Annotated in this window: 12 protein-coding genes; 6 read left to right on the top strand and 6 right to left on the bottom strand. The window is 64.8% G+C overall.

All coding sequences use genetic code 11. The features are described 5' to 3' along the window. Positions 1 to 13: 13 nt before the first annotated feature. Both RMO25_RS10295 and RMO25_RS10300 read left to right on the top strand, forming a co-directional pair. Complete coding sequence (locus RMO25_RS10295) at positions 14 to 352, top strand: P-II family nitrogen regulator (protein WP_309662522.1); 339 nt, start codon at positions 14 to 16, stop codon at positions 350 to 352. A gap of 140 nt (positions 353 to 492) precedes the next feature. After that, positions 493 to 747, top strand: coding sequence for a helix-turn-helix domain-containing protein (locus RMO25_RS10300; protein ID WP_309662512.1), 255 nt, complete (start codon positions 493 to 495; stop codon positions 745 to 747). A gap of 73 nt (positions 748 to 820) precedes the next feature. Here the strand turns inward: RMO25_RS10300 and RMO25_RS10305 are convergent, their stop codons facing one another. After that, a complete protein-coding gene (locus RMO25_RS10305) occupies positions 821 to 1537 on the bottom strand; it encodes a TIGR02594 family protein (RefSeq protein WP_309662513.1) in 717 nt (238 codons plus the stop codon). A gap of 354 nt (positions 1538 to 1891) precedes the next feature. Between RMO25_RS10305 and glnA the strand changes: the two genes are divergently transcribed. Together glnA and RMO25_RS10315 are read left to right on the top strand one after the other, a co-directional pair. Next, a complete protein-coding gene (glnA, locus tag RMO25_RS10310; protein WP_309662514.1) occupies positions 1892 to 3304 on the top strand; it encodes a type I glutamate--ammonia ligase in 1413 nt (470 codons plus the stop codon). Positions 3305 to 3368: 64 nt separating this feature from the next. Next, complete coding sequence (locus RMO25_RS10315; RefSeq protein ID WP_309662515.1) at positions 3369 to 4283, top strand: PilZ domain-containing protein; 915 nt, start codon at positions 3369 to 3371, stop codon at positions 4281 to 4283. Positions 4284 to 4294: 11 nt separating this feature from the next. Here the strand turns inward: RMO25_RS10315 and RMO25_RS10320 are convergent, their stop codons facing one another. The 4 genes from RMO25_RS10320 to RMO25_RS10335 form a co-directional block, all read right to left on the bottom strand. Then, positions 4295 to 5572 (bottom strand): MFS transporter, encoded by a 1278-nt coding sequence (locus RMO25_RS10320; RefSeq protein ID WP_309662523.1) that lies wholly within the window; start codon positions 5570 to 5572, stop codon positions 4295 to 4297. Further along, positions 5565 to 6986, bottom strand: a complete 1422-nt coding sequence (locus RMO25_RS10325; RefSeq protein WP_309662516.1) for an amino acid permease — start codon at positions 6984 to 6986, stop codon at positions 5565 to 5567. Before RMO25_RS10325 ends, RMO25_RS10320 begins: the two co-directional genes overlap by 8 nt. 95 nt (positions 6987 to 7081) lie before the next feature. Beyond that, positions 7082 to 11296 (bottom strand): translocation/assembly module TamB domain-containing protein, encoded by a 4215-nt coding sequence (locus tag RMO25_RS10330; RefSeq protein ID WP_405051869.1) that lies wholly within the window; start codon positions 11294 to 11296, stop codon positions 7082 to 7084. Continuing rightward, positions 11253 to 13238: a BamA/TamA family outer membrane protein gene (locus RMO25_RS10335; RefSeq protein ID WP_309662518.1), complete on the bottom strand. Its 1986-nt coding sequence runs from the start codon at positions 13236 to 13238 to the stop codon at positions 11253 to 11255. Before RMO25_RS10335 ends, RMO25_RS10330 begins: the two co-directional genes overlap by 44 nt. A gap of 157 nt (positions 13239 to 13395) precedes the next feature. On the opposite strand from RMO25_RS10335, the gene RMO25_RS10340 reads away from it, so the two are divergent. Continuing rightward, a complete protein-coding gene (locus RMO25_RS10340; protein ID WP_309662519.1) occupies positions 13396 to 13890 on the top strand; it encodes a hypothetical protein in 495 nt (164 codons plus the stop codon). Between the two features lie 4 nt (positions 13891 to 13894). On the opposite strand, the gene RMO25_RS10345 is transcribed toward RMO25_RS10340, so the two are convergent. After that, positions 13895 to 14539 (bottom strand): S24 family peptidase, encoded by a 645-nt coding sequence (locus RMO25_RS10345; protein ID WP_309662520.1) that lies wholly within the window; start codon positions 14537 to 14539, stop codon positions 13895 to 13897. Positions 14540 to 14806: 267 nt separating this feature from the next. On the opposite strand from RMO25_RS10345, the gene RMO25_RS10350 reads away from it, so the two are divergent. Continuing rightward, positions 14807 to 15139 carry a hypothetical protein gene (locus RMO25_RS10350; protein WP_309662521.1) on the top strand — a complete coding sequence of 111 codons (333 nt, stop codon included), beginning with the start codon at positions 14807 to 14809 and terminating at the stop codon, positions 15137 to 15139. The last annotated feature ends 139 nt before the right edge of the window (positions 15140 to 15278 follow it).

The raw sequence follows: 15278 nt of genomic DNA on the forward strand, positions 1-15278 counted from the left end.
GCATGGTCGCCGGATGAAGAAGATCGAAGCGATCATCAAGCCGTTCAAGCTCGACGACGTCAAGGACGCGCTCCACGATGTCGGCGTTTCCGGCATCACCGTCACCGAGGTCAAGGGCTTCGGCCGCCAGAAAGGCCACACTGAGCTCTACCGCGGCGCCGAATATGTCATCGACTTCCTGCCCAAGGTGAAGATTGAGGTGGTAGTCGAGGCAACCTTGGTCGACAATGTCGTCGAAGCAATCATGAACGCCGCCCGCACCGGCCGCATCGGCGACGGCAAGATTTTCGTTTCCGACATCGAACAAGCCATCCGCATCCGCACGGGCGATACCGGCGCCGACGCCATTTGACGCCTTCTCCAGCCGTCATTGCGAGGAGCGAGGCGACGCGGCAATCCAGCGATAACAAGGCAACTGGATTGCCGCGCTACGCTCGCAATGACGTTGAAGCCCTTCCCCGGGCGCTTGCCGTCCGGCTACAGAGCCCAACGATGGCCGACTCCAGTTCCGCAGCCGAGACGCTCACCGCCGATGCTCCCAGAGATGAACGCCTCGCCTCGATGGCGCCCGATGAGCTGCGCGCGGCGATGCGGACCCTGGGATATCGGACCCAGAACGATCTCGCCCACGCCATTGGGGTCAGCCGCTCGGCGGTCAGCCTGTGGCTCGAGGGCAAGGTCGGCGTGCCCCGCCCCGTGGCTATGTTGCTGCGAATGCTCGTCGCCGCCCAGCGCCGGGCATTCTAACTGTTCCCGCGGTGCAACCGGCAGTGATGCCATTTCCGAGGAGCCTCCTGAATCGCGCGCCGCGGGCAACCGGTCATGCCTCGTTGGTGGAGAACATGGTCTGGGTAGCGGTGACCAGCACCTTTTCGCCCGTCATGGGAGCGGTCGCGGGCCAGCGCGCTTCGAGCAGCCGGTCACGAGCGATCCTCGCGATCGACACCGCGTTACTCTGGTTTCCGCCCAGCAGATGATACGCTCCGCTGCTTTCCTCTCCCGCATAAAAGCCGACATGGCCCTTGAAGCTTGTCCGGCTTTCGCGCCAGAACACCAAAATCGCGCCGACGCAGGGTTCGCATGGAGCGCCGAAGTTACTCCACTGGCGGGCGCCGAGCGGGTTGTTCGGGAGCGGCTCGTCAGCAAGCGTAGCGCTGACGCAATGCGCGGCGAACAGCCCGCACCAAGCGATGTCGTCGTCGGTATAGGAGATTCCCGCCGACTTCGCCCAATTGATGATCGTTGGCTCGTTCCCGGGACCTACTTTTTCCCTGATCCCGATCAGCCTACGCGCTTCCTGGAACCACGGCACCGCCGGGCTATTGAACTGGTCGTCGACCGCATCGTTGCCGAACAGCGACCGCCAGGTAATCGGACCGACGATCCCGTCCGGGAGCAGGCCAGCGGATGCCTGGTACGCCCGGACCGCTTTCTCGGTGCGCCGGCCCCAAATTCCATCGATTACGCCCGGGTCGAAACCTTTGCGGGCGAGTTCATGCTGGATGAGCTGGATGTTTTCCTTGGACTTGCTGGGCATGGCCGATCGCTCCCGTGAGGGCGATTCGGCGCAGCTCTTCTAAGCGAAGTTCATCGCTTCTCCGAATCGGCCCAGACCCTTGGGCGAAAGTGCGACTCGGCGTCAGCATAGGGGAGTGAGAGAGCAGTCGTGCAATTTCGTTAGTACGGAGGTCGGGCGCCTTTCGGGGTCGAACGACGTGAAATATTCGCCGCCCACCTGACTCTTCGGGGATGATCTGGAATCTGTGCGTCGCAAGCTTCGGATTCGCATTGTGTCGCCTCGGCGCAGGCTGAGGTCCAGGTGGCGTTTGCCGAGAGCAAGACATCAGGATCCTGGCCAACGCTGGGGTAACGAACATCGAGCGAGGACATCATGGCAACCGACGCGGGCAAGACGCTTTCACGCATCAAGGACGAGGAGATCGATTGGGTCGACCTCCGCTTCACCGATCCCAAGGGCAAGTGGCAGCATCTGACCATGGCCTCGGGCGTGATCGACGAAGACATGCTGACCGACGGCTTCATGTTCGACGGCAGTTCGATCGCCGGCTGGAAGGCGATCAACGAAAGCGACATGATCCTCAAGCCGGATTTGGACGCCGCCTACGTCGATCCATTCAGCGCCACCCCGATGCTGATCCTGTTCTGCAACATCGTCGAACCGTCAACCGGCGAGCTCTACGGTCGCGACCCGCGTTCGACCGCGACCCGCGCCGAAGCTTATCTCAAGGCGACCGGGGTCGGCGACACCGTGTTCGTTGGTCCCGAAGCCGAATTCTTCATGTTCGACGACGTCCGCTTCGAAGATAGCTATGCCGCGTCGGGGTTCCGCCTTGATGACATTGAGCTGCCAACCAACACGGGGCGCGAATATGACAGCGGCAATCTCGCCCACCGGCCGCGCGCCAAGGGCGGCTATTTCCCCGTCGCCCCGGTCGACAGCGCAATGGACATCCGCGGCGAGATGATCGCCACCATGATTGAGATGGGGCTGCCGTGCGACAAGCATCATCATGAAGTCGCCGCCGCCCAGCACGAATTGGGCCTGACCTATGGCGGGCTGGTCGAGACCGCTGACCGCATGCAGGTCTACAAATATGTCGTCCACATGGTCGCCCACGCTTACGGCAAGACCGCGACGTTCATGCCCAAGCCGATCGCCCAGGACAATGGTTCGGGGATGCACACCCACATGTCGATCTGGAAGGGCAAAAAGCCGCTGTTCGCTGGCAACGGCTATGCCGGCCTGTCGGAAATGGCGCTCTATTACATCGGCGGCGTAATCAAGCACGCCCGCGCCTTGAACGCCTTCACCAACCCGACGACCAACAGCTACAAGCGCCTGGTCCCGGGCTTCGAAGCGCCGGTGCTGTTGGCTTACTCGTCGCGCAACCGCTCGGCCTCGTGTCGTATCCCCTATGGCGCGGGCGAGAAAGCCAAACGCGTCGAGTTCCGTTTCCCCGACGCGCTCGCCAACCCCTATCTCGCTTATTCGGCGCTGCTGATGGCCGGTCTCGACGGGATCCAGAACCGCATCCATCCCGGCGACCCGATGGACAAGAATCTCTACGATCTGCCGCCGCAGGAATTGGTCAACGTGCCAACGGTGTGCGGCAGCTTGCGCGAAGCTTTGGTGTCGCTCGACAATGACCGCGCCTTCCTGACCCGCGGCGACGTGTTCAGCGACGACCAAATCGACGCTTACATGGAATTGAAATGGGAAGAGGTGATGCGCTGGGAGACGACGCCGAGCCCGGTCGAGTTCGACATGTATTACTCGGGCTGATGGACACCATTCCGTAACCCTGTCGCGCCCATAATGCGCGGGCACACGACTGCGGAGCGGATGGATGAACAGTATCAGGTCGCAGATTTTCGGCGGCGAACAGCCCGAACGGCGGTCTCTGATCGGCAGCAAGCGCCCGCGCGGCGCCAAGCCCGATGCTCTTCAGAGCGTCGCCATTGCCCGCGCCGAAAGCCGCCTGCAGGATAGCCGTGACGCCGACCGCCACCGCCTGATCGAAGAAGCCGTGCGCGTGACCCACGGCAGCCGGTCACTGGATGCGCAGCTCGTCAATCTGTCCGGCGGCGGGGCGATGATCAGCGCCGAAATCACGCCTAAGCTGTGGGACCGGGTCGATCTTCATCTGGGTGAGAACGGCACCGTCGAATGCGCCGTGCGGTGGATCCGGGATGGCCGGATCGGGCTCGAATTCGCCCACGAGACACACATCGAATGCTCGCTGACCGAGCGTATCGCCGTGCTGAACTCGGTCCTCGCCCGCAACTTTCCCGATTTGGTGCTTGAGCCCCCGCCCGCGCCGCAGCCGGCTGGCGACGGCTCCAAATCCGAAAGCGACCATCGTCGGACCGATCCCCGGCATCCGCTGATCTGGTCGGGCCTCATCCACTACAACCACGCCAGCACATCGGTGCGGCTGCGCAATATCTCGACCACGGGCGCGCTGATCGATTGCAGCATGCCGCTCCCGGTTGGCGCGGCGCTGCTGCTCGACCTCGGTAACGAAGTAACAATTTTCGGCAAAGTCGCATGGGCGATGGGTGACCAGGCTGGGCTAACGTTTGACTTGCTGTTCGACCTCGGCAGGCTCGCCCATGCAAAGCCGGAGGTCGCGCCGATCCGCTGGCAGCCGCCGGCCTACCTCAGCGACGGCATCGAGACCGGTTCGGCGTGGGATGACAAATGGGGGCGCCTGTCGCTCAATGAGCTGCAGAACTCTCTCGAAGGCTATCTCAAGCACTAACTCGCGCGAGGCTAGTTCTCGGCGATCAGGCTGGTGGTCTTGGTTTCGGGCATCATCCAGAACCCGATCGTCGCCATGCCGATGATCGCGGTCAAATACCAATAGAAGCCGCTCTCGATGCCGGCGTTCTTGAACCACAAAGCGGCATATTCGGCCGTGCCGCCGAACAATGCGTTGCCGATCGCATAGGGCAGCGCCACGCCTAGCGTGCGGATGTGCGGCGGGAACAGCTCGGCTTTGATCAGGCCGCTGATCGCCGTGTAAGCGCCGAGGATGGTCAACGGGATCAGCGTCAGACCAAACGCACCCAAGGGGCTCGCGGCGTGACTGAGGGCGGTAAACACCGGGACTGACACCAGCATCCCGCCGAACCCGAAGATGAACAGCATCGGCTTGCGCCCCCAGCGGTCGGCGGCGAGCCCCCACAGCGGCTGGATGGCCATGAACACGACCAAAGCGGCGGTCATCACGAGCGTCGCGGTCGGCCGGGTAAAACCGGTCGTGTTGACGAGGAATTTCTGCAGGTAAGTGGTATAGGCGTAGAACGCGATCGAACCGCCGGCGCTGATCGCCGCGACGATCAGGAACTCGCGCGGATGGTCGGCCCACAGTTTGACGATCGACGATTTGGGCCGGTCCTTGGCCTGCCCCGTGAATGCCTCGGTCTCCGCCAGCCTGCGGCGCAGGACGTAGACTCCCAACGCCAGCACGGCGCCAATGCCGAACGCCACTCGCCAGCCCCACGCCTGCAAGGCCGCTTCGGACATCGTCGCCTGCAAGACCAGGACGACGCCCAGCGCCAGCAGTTGGCCGCCGATCAGGGTCACATATTGGAAGCTGGCCCAGAACGCGCGGCGGTCCTTGAGCGCCATTTCCGACAAATAGGTCGCGCTGGCGCCATATTCGCCGCCGACCGACAGCCCCTGCAGCATCCTGGCGAGCAGCAGGATCGCCGGCGCCAGCGTTCCCGCCATGGCGTAAGTCGGCGCGGCGGCGATCATCACCGATCCGCCGGCCATCAGCCCGACCGACAAAGCGAGGCCCGATTTGCGGCCGTGGCGGTCGGAGTAAATGCCCATCACCCAAGCGCCGATCGGCCGCATCAGGAAGCCGACGGCGAAGATCAGCGCGGCGCTGAGCAATTCGGCGGTGCGGCTGTTGCCGGGCAGCAGCACCGGAGCGAAATAGATCGTCAGGACCGAATAAGCGTACCAGTCGAACCATTCGACCAGATTACCGGTCGACCCGCCGACGATGCTGCGCAGGCGATGCGCCCGGCGTTCAACCATTGGCAACGGCGGCGCGCGCCTTGGCGGCGGCGCGGCTGCCGTAAATGGCGTAAAGCACGAGGCCGATCGCTTGCGCGGCGAGGAAGAAAGTCTGCGTGCGCACCGGCAGGCTGATGAACAGATAGAGGCAGCCAAGGATGCCGCCGATGCCAATCACCCACGGCAACGGCGTGCGGAACTTCCGCTCGCGGTTCGGCTCGCGCACGCGCAGCACCAGCATTGCCGCGCACACCGCGACGAATGCCGCCAGCGTGCCGGCATTGGCCAATGCAGCGATGGTCGCCAGCGGCACCAGCCCGGCGATGATCGAAACGACGATGGCCGTGAAAATCGTGATCCGCACCGGTGTGCCGCGCGCCGATACACGGGCGAGACTGGCCGGCAGCAGGCCGTCGCGAGCCACCGTGAAGAAAATCCGGCTCTGGCCGAAAAAGAACGCCAGGATCACGGTCGGCAGCGCGATTACCGCCGACGCACCGAGGATGCGCGCCGCCCAGCCCTGGCCGATTTCGCGCAAGATCAACGCCAGCGGTTCGGGGCTATTGGCGAAACGGTCATAGCCGAGCGCGCCGATCGCGGCGGCGGCGACCGCCATGTAGATGATCACGCAGACGACCATCGATCCGACAATACCGATGGCGAGGTCGCGATCGGGATTCTTGGCCTCCTCGGCGGCGGTAGCGATGGCGTCGAAGCCGTAGAAAGCGAAGAAGATGATCGCGGCGGCGGCCATCACCCCAACTTCGCTGCCCGCCGGCCCACTGCGTGGGAAACCAAACGGCATGAACGGGTGGAAGTTCGCGGCGTCGAACACCGGAAAGGCGACGGCGAGGAACAGCGCCAGCGCTGCCAGCTTGATCACCACCAGGATAGCGTTGAGCGTGGCGCTCTCGCGGGCGCCGGCGATGAGCAGGCCGGCGACCACGACGATGATGAAAATCGCGGGAAGATTGACGATGCCACCAAGTTCGGGGCCGTTGATCAGGTCGGACGGCAAGCCGAACCCAACCGATTGCAGAAATCCGGCGGCATAGCCCGACCAGCCGACCGCGACAGCGCTGACGACCAGGCTATATTCGAGGATCAAGGCGACGCCGATCATCCACGCGATCAATTCGCCGAACACGACATAGGAATAAGTGTAGGCCGAGCCCGAAGCGGGGATCATCGTCGCCACCTCGGCATAAGCGAGCGCGGCGCAGGCGCAGATCACACCGGCGATGGCGAAGGACAAGATGACCGCGGGCCCAGCCTTCGCGGCGCCGACGCCGATCAAAGTCAGGATGCCCGTGCCGACAATCGCCCCAACACCGAGCGCGACCAGGTGCGGCCAACCCAAGGTCCGCGCGAGCCGATGGTGCTCGGGCATGTCATCGCGCGCGACAATCGCCTTGCGGACGTTCCAGTTCTTCATGCGGCCAATCCCCTTTTTCGTCGTTGCGAGCGTAGCGAAGCAATCCAGCGGCGCAACTGGATTGCCGCGTCGCTCCGCTCCTCGCGATGACGGATCTAATAATCCTTACTGACGCGGACGTTGGCGCTGGTCCGGCCGATGGTCGACACCGACGACAGCAAGGATAGCCAGCGCGTCATCTGATATTCGATCCGCGTCGCCGAATAGCCCTGCCCATCGGTGATGACTTCGACGAACAGCTTGCGACCGATATATTTGCCCGCCGACAGCGCGGTCTTCTGCCCGGTGGCGATGTCAGCCGGTACGATCCGCAACCGATCCAGGCCGACCGCGCGCCGCAGCGCATTGATCGGGTCGAGGCTGCCCGAACCTGAATTGAGCGCCGCGACGGCGGACGCCAGCTGCAGCGCCTCGGGCGCCGACAGGTTGGTAATCGACGTGCCAAACAGGATCCTCGACAACAATTCGTCCTGCGGTAGTGCCGGGACGCTGGCGAAAATGATCTCTGGCTTCAACCCGGTCCCCGTCACCCGCACGCTGGCGTCGAGGCCCTGGACCTGGGCTTCGGCGTGGATATCGAGCAACGGATCAACCGGACTCTCACCACGGAAGCGGATGACCCCGCGATCGAGGCGGAAGTTGCGGCCAGCGAACTCATAATCGCCACGAACCAGATCCGCCCGGCCAGTGAAGCGCGGCGAGTCGGCGGTCCCGCTGATCGCCAGCTGGGTCGTCCACAGGCTGTCGATCCCCAGCCCGCGCACATCCAGGCTCCGCCCTGTCACATCTAAATCCAATCGCCATGGGTGCAATTGCGAAACTTCGATCACATCGGCGGGGTCGAGCCCGCGGTGGATAACCTGCAGTTGCGGAACCGCCGCGGCGGCGCTGGCCCGGCCAAGCTGGAAGCGACCTTTGTCGAGGGTCAGCTTGCCCGAGATCGTCCCGCCCTCTGCGGTTGAATGGATGCGCAGCGGTCCGGTCACCCGGGCAGCGATGTCGTCGCGGTTGAGCAGCAGCGCCTGGCGAGCGTTGAAACTCAGGTCGAGCAAGCTGCGCCCGCCCGCAAAGGTCACCGTGCCCGTTCCGTCAATCGCGCCGCCGCCGCTGGTTCGGCCAGTCATCCGGGTGAATACCAGCTTGGGGCCGGAGAAGCGGGCGTCCGAAGCCATTTGGTCGATGACCATGCCGGTAACCGCGCTTTCCAGCCGCGCGTTTTGGGTGCGCAGCGAGCCGTGAATAGTCGGATCAACCAGCCGGCCACCGATATCCGCGCCGATTGCGATCGGCCCCGAAAGGTCGATCACTTCGGTGCCCGATAGGCGCCACAAGGTATCGGCCGGCCCAATGTAGCGCAGCTGCGCGAACAGCGGCGCATTCATCAACTCGGCGACCAGCGGACCATGGCCCAACGGCGCGAACCGGGCCTGGGCGCGGCCAATCGTCTTGCCGCCGCTCGCCGCCACCGCCCGCACTGCGGCTTTGTCGCCGCTGACGACCGCGGCCAACCCGACATCGATCGGTTGTGAAGCGAGCACCAGCCCGGCTCGGCTCAGCCCGCGGATCTGGAGGTCGGCGCGGCCGCTGCGGTTGCCCTGCCAGGCATAATCGAGGCGGCCGGTGGCGGAACCCTCGAGGCCGAGGCCGGGCCAGCCGATGTCGAGGATTTGCATCGGCATCGCGCGCACTTGCGCGTGCAATTCAGGCAGCGAGCCACTGCGGCCCGACAGCGTGCCGGTGCCGCCGGCGAAGCTGAAATTGGTCTGCGCCAGAGCCCAACCATCGCCCGACCGGGTCAGCACCGCCGCCTGCTGCAAGACGAGTGACCGGCGCTCGATCTGCCCTCGCCCGGTCAACTGGACGCTTTCGGGCGTGACGTTGGCGAGCGTGGCGAAGTCGAAGGCGGCGCCGCGGCGACCGGCGATCGCGGCGCGGACCTGGCCGCTGCCGTTGATCAAATGCGCGTTGGCGGTGAGGCGGGCCAGGGTGATGCCGGTCGCCTCGAACCCGCGGGCGTCGACCACGCCGTCGATGGTGGTGCGCGCGTCGGCCAGTACGATGGTCCCGTCGAGCCGGCCCGAGCGGACCGCGAAGATACCGGGAAAGCGCGCACCATTGGCCCTGAGATGGGCTTCGATTTTCTGGGCCTCGGCGACCGGCGCAAACGCCAGACTCCCGTTGAGACCGCCGCCGACCAGTGCCAGCGTGCCGGTGAAACCGCCGGGATCGGATCGTAAATTGCCGCTTGCCGTGGTCCCCCCGACGTTGAGCGCCGCAATGGCGACGGTCGCTCGGCCACCCGTCGGCAACAGGATCTGCCCGTTGCTGGTGAACGGCCCCAGGCGCGACGCCCCGTTGGCGGTATAATCGAACCCGGCCAGGTTCGGGACCAGCAGCAAGCGCACGTCCTTGAGGCCCATCGGATCGTTGGGGCGATCGAACAACAGGTCGACGCGCGGCCGCTCGATGTGGCCGTCGAGAATCATCTTGAGCGGACCGTATTTCGCCTGCCGGCCGCTAGCGACGATGTGGAACGTGCCGTCGCGCATGCGCTGGCCGGTGCCGCTCAGCCGAAGCTTGGGCGCGAACAGCTGGAGGTTGGTGAAATGGACGATGCCGTCGCTGCCACGCTCGAGATCGGTCTCGATCCGCGGCAGGCCGCCGGCGATGTCGCGGAAGAAGCTGTTGTCGAGGCGGCGCACCCACGCCTTGCCCTTGCCGATGACTCGCGAACCATGGCCGCCCGGCCCCGGCACAACCTTCAGGTCGCTGGTCACGTCGACAATGCCGAGACCCGGAATCAGATAGCGGGTCATGCCGCCGGAAATGAGGATTTCGAACCGCCCGGTGACCAGATCGATCAGCAGCGACACCTTGCCGTTCAATTTGCTGCTGGTCAGCTTGTGCCCTTCGCCGCGAACGAGCCTGGTGGAGATGGTCAGCATGCCCTCGAGCCGGGCGTTGGCGAGAATGGCGCCGGCGACATCGCCGACCCCGGTGATCGCCCGCGCTTGCAAGCGCAGCGGCACGCGCATCGGCCACGGCGACCCTTGGCCGCGCCCTTCGGCATGCACGTCGACAAAGCCATTATTGTCGAACTTCACCCCCGGCGAGCTTAGCCGATAGGCGTAGATCGACCGGCCGAACGGTCCGTCGAGCGTCCAGACCATCCGCACGTTGCGCCCGGTCATGTTGGGGAACAAAGCATGGGGCCGCGTGAGGTCGATCCCGACCCGGACCGCGCGGTAGCGATTATTGGCGAGGTCGAGCGCGCCGCGCGTCACTGCCCGCAGCGACGGCGAAGTCAGCGCCAGCTCGCCATCGAGAATCCGGTCCTGCAAACGCGCGTCTCCGCGCACCCGAACCACCGGCTCGGTTAGCCGCTGAAGCTTGCCTTTGAGGAATTGGGCCGACGCAATGTCGCCCGCCAGCCGGTAGCGCCCGGCGTCTGCGGCCAGCGCCAGCCGCGCGGTTGGCCGGCCCGACAGGTCGAGCGCCGCGCGACCCCGCCAGCGGCTCCAGCTGCCGTCGCCGCTGATCGTCAGGTCGATCGAGCGCTTGGTCCCGACAATCGCCGGCAACAGGCCATTGGCCGGCGACTTGGCGACCAGGTCGATGTCGAAGCGGTTGCGGTCGGGCTCGGCATCCAGTTTCAGAGCCACGCGATCACCGCCGTCGACCGCGACCCGAAGCTCGACCATCGCCCGGCCCGCCCGGACGTCCGCTTGCCCGCGCACCCGGCCGCTACGCGCCTGCCCGGTAATCGCCGGGCCAAGCTCAAGCCGGTCGATGGCCAGCTCGCCGATGTGAATATCGAAGCCGGGCAGGATCGGCCCCTTGCGGCCGGTCGGCTTCAATTTGGGCAAGCGGATCAGGCGCACCTGACGCGCCGACACGCGATCGATGTGCAGCACATTGTAAAGCCACGCGCCCGGCGCCCAATCGAGCTCGATTTCGGGTGAGGTCAGGAACACCCCGTGGCCGTCGGCAACCGAGACATTCTTGAGCTTCGACTTGCCGAACACCGACCCTTCGATACGACCGACGCGGATGTTGAGGCCCGAGGCCGTTTCGAACTTTGCCAGGCGATCGACGATGAAGCGATGACCGGGCGCAGTGTCGAGCAATACCAAAGCGCCCGCAATCAGGATCAATAATGCCAGCAACAACGCCAGCAATTCGTTGGCCAGCCGGCGCGGCCAATCCTGCCGGAGCCGGCGTCGGGGCGGGTCCGCGCGATCGACGGCAAGGGCGTCTTCGGCCACGCTAGAATGCCTGCCCGAGCGACACCACGACCGCGATCCGGCCATCGCTGGCCCGCGGGTTGAGCGGCGTGCCGACGTCAATCCGGATCGGGCCGAAGCTTGAATAATAGCGCACGCCGACGCCGGCGCCGAATTGCCAATTTTTCAGGCCCGGCCAGGCTTTGGTCGTCAGGTTTCCGCCATCGAGGAACGGGACGACGCCGAAATTGCCACCGAACGCCTTCAGCTTAACCCGCGCTTCGAGGGCGAATTCGGCCAAGCCCCGCCCGCCGATCGGGTCACCGTCGATGTCGTGCGGGCCGAGTTGCTGATAGCCATAGCCGCGGACCGATCCGCCGCCGCCAGCATACAGCCGCCGGGACGGTGCAATCGACAGCGAATGGGCGCCGATAATGGTGCCCAGCCGAATGCGCCCAGCGACGACTACGCTCGACGAAACCGGCCGGTAGGCGCTGGCGTCGATCTGCGTCCGTGCATAGGCGAAGCTGCCGCCGTGGGCGGAGATTTCGGGGCTGATCCGCCCGCCCAGGCGAAAGCCCCGGCTCGGATCGAGCAGATCGTCGCTGCCGTCATAACCCAGCGTCGCTGGCACGGCCGCGATAAGGAACGTCTTGGTGGCCTTCAACCCGAGCAAGTCGAACACCCCGCGTTCGTCAGTCGCGATCAGGTCGGCGCCAAGGCTGTACGTCCACTTCTTGTGCCAGATGATATTGCTCTGGCGCTCAATGCTACCGCCCACCTGGACGGTCTTGGCCTCATAAGCGCTGCGGTTGGCGTGGCTGGCCAGTGCTTGCAGGTTGAGCACCTGGTCGCGCCGGCGGAAATTGCTGCGGCGGAACTGGACGGCGGCGAGCTGCTCTTGGGTGCCGGCTACCCCGCGCACGGTCAGCGCCCCTTCGGGGTTGAAGAAGTTGCGGTGTTGCCAGCTGGCCTCGGCGCGGATGCCCTCGCCGGTGCCGTAGCCGAGTTCGCCGGCAATCGTGCGCATTGGCGCCGGCTCGAGATTGACGGCGAGATCGACCGTGCGCCCGTCGGCGGCAGGCACGACCTTGACGTCGGCCGATGCCACCAGCCCGGTGGCGATCAACGCCCGGCGAAGATCATCGACCTTTGATCGCCGGAACGGTTCCCCCGGATCGAAGCGAGCGATCAGGCTAACGTGCCGCGCGCTGAACGGCGGTTTGCCATTGACGGTTATTACCCCGAACCTGGCCAGCGGTCCGGTCGAGACCGGCAGCACCAATTGCGCCGTATGTAGCTCGTGATCGATGACGACCTGCTGATCGCCGATCTTGGCCAGCGCGAAGCCCTGCTCGCCAAGCGCAACGGTAAGCGCCACATTGGCCGCAATCACATTCTCGGCGATGACCGGGTCGCCGGCTTTGACGGCAAAAGCTTCGCGCAACTTGGGCGCTTCTGGACCTGCCGCATCGAGGCCCGGCAGTTCCACCGACTGGAATCGATACTGCGCGCCCGGCGCGGCCTTGAGCACGACCTGGATTAATTTTGCCGCCCGCTCGATGCTCGGCTCGACCATGGCGTCGTAATAGCCTTGGCTGCGCAGCAGTTCGGCGAGCAAATCGGCGTCAGCGCGCGAGCGGCGGTCGATCTGGGCGGCATTGACCGCTTCGTTGCGGTTCTTGTGCAGCGCCGACTGCTGGTTGAACGCCGCGATCAGCTCGGCGGTTGAGCCGATCGCCTCCAGCCCTTCGAGTACGGTGCTGTAATGGAGCTCCGCCGCCGCGTCGGCGGGCTGGTTCTCGCTGACCGACGGCGCAGCCGGAATAGCCCTCGGCTCGCTCGCCGCGCCCACTGGAGCCGGGTCAAGTACGGATTGGTCGATGGATCCAGGATCCGGCCAATCGACGCCGAGATCGGGCAACGGCGCGAGCGGCGCGGACGGATTGAGTTCAGCCGGATCGGAGGGTGGCGCCGATTGCGCGAGCGCCGGCGCGGTCATCGCCAGTGCCAGCGCGGTCGCGCACAACAGCTGCGCAGCGTTCCGCCGTGAGCAGGCTCCAATCGCTAGCAAGCGCTTGTCTTGCCTGTTCACTCCCCGCCAATTCATTGAGCTAGCGTAGCCAGCCGTCCTGAACCGCGCCAGTCTGAACGGCGCGCGTCGAGCTTATTCGCTTCGAAACCTAATGAATGGTGCCGCGAACCTCGTCGCTGCTCAACGTTGCGATTACTCGCTCGATCTGCCGCCAATGACAAAAACGAACGACATTGCCGGCGTCGCGGCTCAAGTCGGCCAGCGCCGCGGCTTCGTAGCCGGCGTCGTCGCCGAAGCGGCTGAGAAGCTCGGAGGCGTCGGCAAGTGCCACTCGCCCGCTGATGAAAAGTGCATCCATGCAGGAGCATGTACGGGCGGACCCCTTTCCGGACTGCCGACGAAGATCGTCAACGCCGCGTTCACCATCTTCGGGCGCATTGCCGCTGGAGCCCGTGAGCCACTTCTGCCATGGCGCGGCATGGTCACGCGCAACGCCCGCTCAGGCGGCATCTTTTTGATGATCGGCATCCTTGGTGGAACCATCTTGGGGGTCGCGACGGGCGTACCGATGAAGGGCGTGCTCATCGGCACCGGCCTGGGGATTGCGTTGGCGCTGCTGGTCTGGCTGCTCGATCGGCGGCGGTAGCCGCTCAATCGATCTTGCGGCCCGCCCAGACGACGCGGCCAATGCAGGCGATCCCTGCCATGTCGCAGTCGGGCCAGTCGGGATAAGCCGGATTGTCTGATTGCACCGTGACCCGACGGCCAACCGGATGCAGCGCGATCCGCTTGACGACCAGCGCATCGTCGATCCGCAGCACATAGATGCCGTCGCGCACGCGTTCGGCACAATCGGACGGGTCGACCAAGATGTCATCGCCGGCATTCAAGGTTGGCGACATGGAATCGCCTTCGACGCGGATGATCGACAGCTTGCCGGCCGAGGTTCCCGTCAGCGCCTTGAGCCACCGTCCGTCGAAGGCAAAATAGGGTTTGGCCATTTCCGCCGGGACGATCGCCCCGGGTCCCGCCGACGCGCGGACCGCGACCCGCATCACTGGCACCAGGCCGTCCGCGCCCTCATCTTCGGCCGGACCGCCCAGCAATGCTTCGGATATGGCAAAATAACGGGCGAGCTTGCGCCGTTCGGCTTCCTTCAACCGCTTGGGCACCCCGCGGCGGACGAACTGCTGGATATAGGCCGGATTTCGCCCGAGCATCCGCGACAATCCAGCGAAGTCTTCACCTCGCTCCGCACAGAGGCGTTCGATGACCAGGCGCGGTTCAGACCACATATCTTTTCCTTAATTATAGGTAAGTGCCTAGACAAGTAGGAAATGCGTTGGGAAATAATGTGCAGCCGAGTCGCTCTGGATAATAAGGAATTGAGGAGTGTACTTGCTTCGAGAGATAGAGAAATTTCTTCGCCGTAGCCACACGGCTCCCACCCGCTTTGGACGTGAAGCCCTTGGCGACCCTCGGTTTGTCTTCGATTTGCGAAAGGGTCGTGAGCCCCGTCCCGTGACCGTCCAACGCGTCCGGGACTTCCTGGAGGCAGCCCAATGCTGACCATGGCGATGACACGCGCGGCATCGGGGCTGCTGCGCGCCCTGCTTGAGCGCACCGGCGATCAATCCAGTAGGATTTTACTCAGCGAAATCCAGTCGGTGGACTGGCAATCGCTAACTTTCACCGGCGAAACGCATTTGCTGTGGCTGCGCGTCCCCGGACCGAACGCCGACCGGATCGTCGGCCGACTCACCGCCAACCTTGGCAATGCCGAGTTTGCGATCCCGGGCCATCTGGTCGCGGATATTGCCGTGGCCAGTGCGCCGTCCTGCGCGTTCGACGGCTCGGTCACTTTGGCCATCGAGGCGCTGACAATTGCCGACTAAAGGTGCGGCCGAACCACGCTCAGTACAATGAACGCCGCAGCTCAGCGAGGGCTTCGACCAACGCCTGGGATGCATCCGGGAGAGCTGGGCTGCGATAGTTTGACGGAAGGTGGCTTTGGCTCGGGCCGAACAGCCGAAC

It is taken from the genome of Sphingomonas sp., from assembly GCF_031361285.1.
In the GTDB taxonomy this organism is placed as follows: domain Bacteria; phylum Pseudomonadota; class Alphaproteobacteria; order Sphingomonadales; family Sphingomonadaceae; genus Sphingomicrobium.

Coding starts and splice junctions, on each gene's coding strand:
- RMO25_RS10295 (WP_309662522.1), top strand. CDS start 14: ATGAAGAAGATCGAAGCGATCATCAAGCCGTTCAAGCTCGACGACGTC.
- RMO25_RS10300 (WP_309662512.1), top strand. CDS start 493: ATGGCCGACTCCAGTTCCGCAGCCGAGACGCTCACCGCCGATGCTCCC.
- RMO25_RS10305 (WP_309662513.1), bottom strand. CDS start 1,537: ATGCCCAGCAAGTCCAAGGAAAACATCCAGCTCATCCAGCATGAACTC.
- glnA (WP_309662514.1), top strand. CDS start 1,892: ATGGCAACCGACGCGGGCAAGACGCTTTCACGCATCAAGGACGAGGAG.
- RMO25_RS10315 (WP_309662515.1), top strand. CDS start 3,369: ATGAACAGTATCAGGTCGCAGATTTTCGGCGGCGAACAGCCCGAACGG.
- RMO25_RS10320 (WP_309662523.1), bottom strand. CDS start 5,572: ATGGTTGAACGCCGGGCGCATCGCCTGCGCAGCATCGTCGGCGGGTCG.
- RMO25_RS10325 (WP_309662516.1), bottom strand. CDS start 6,986: ATGAAGAACTGGAACGTCCGCAAGGCGATTGTCGCGCGCGATGACATG.
- RMO25_RS10330 (WP_405051869.1), bottom strand. CDS start 11,296: ATGGCCGGATCGCGGTCGTGGTGTCGCTCGGGCAGGCATTCTAGCGTG.
- RMO25_RS10340 (WP_309662519.1), top strand. CDS start 13,396: ATGAATGGTGCCGCGAACCTCGTCGCTGCTCAACGTTGCGATTACTCG.
- RMO25_RS10345 (WP_309662520.1), bottom strand. CDS start 14,539: ATGTGGTCTGAACCGCGCCTGGTCATCGAACGCCTCTGTGCGGAGCGA.
- RMO25_RS10350 (WP_309662521.1), top strand. CDS start 14,807: ATGCTGACCATGGCGATGACACGCGCGGCATCGGGGCTGCTGCGCGCC.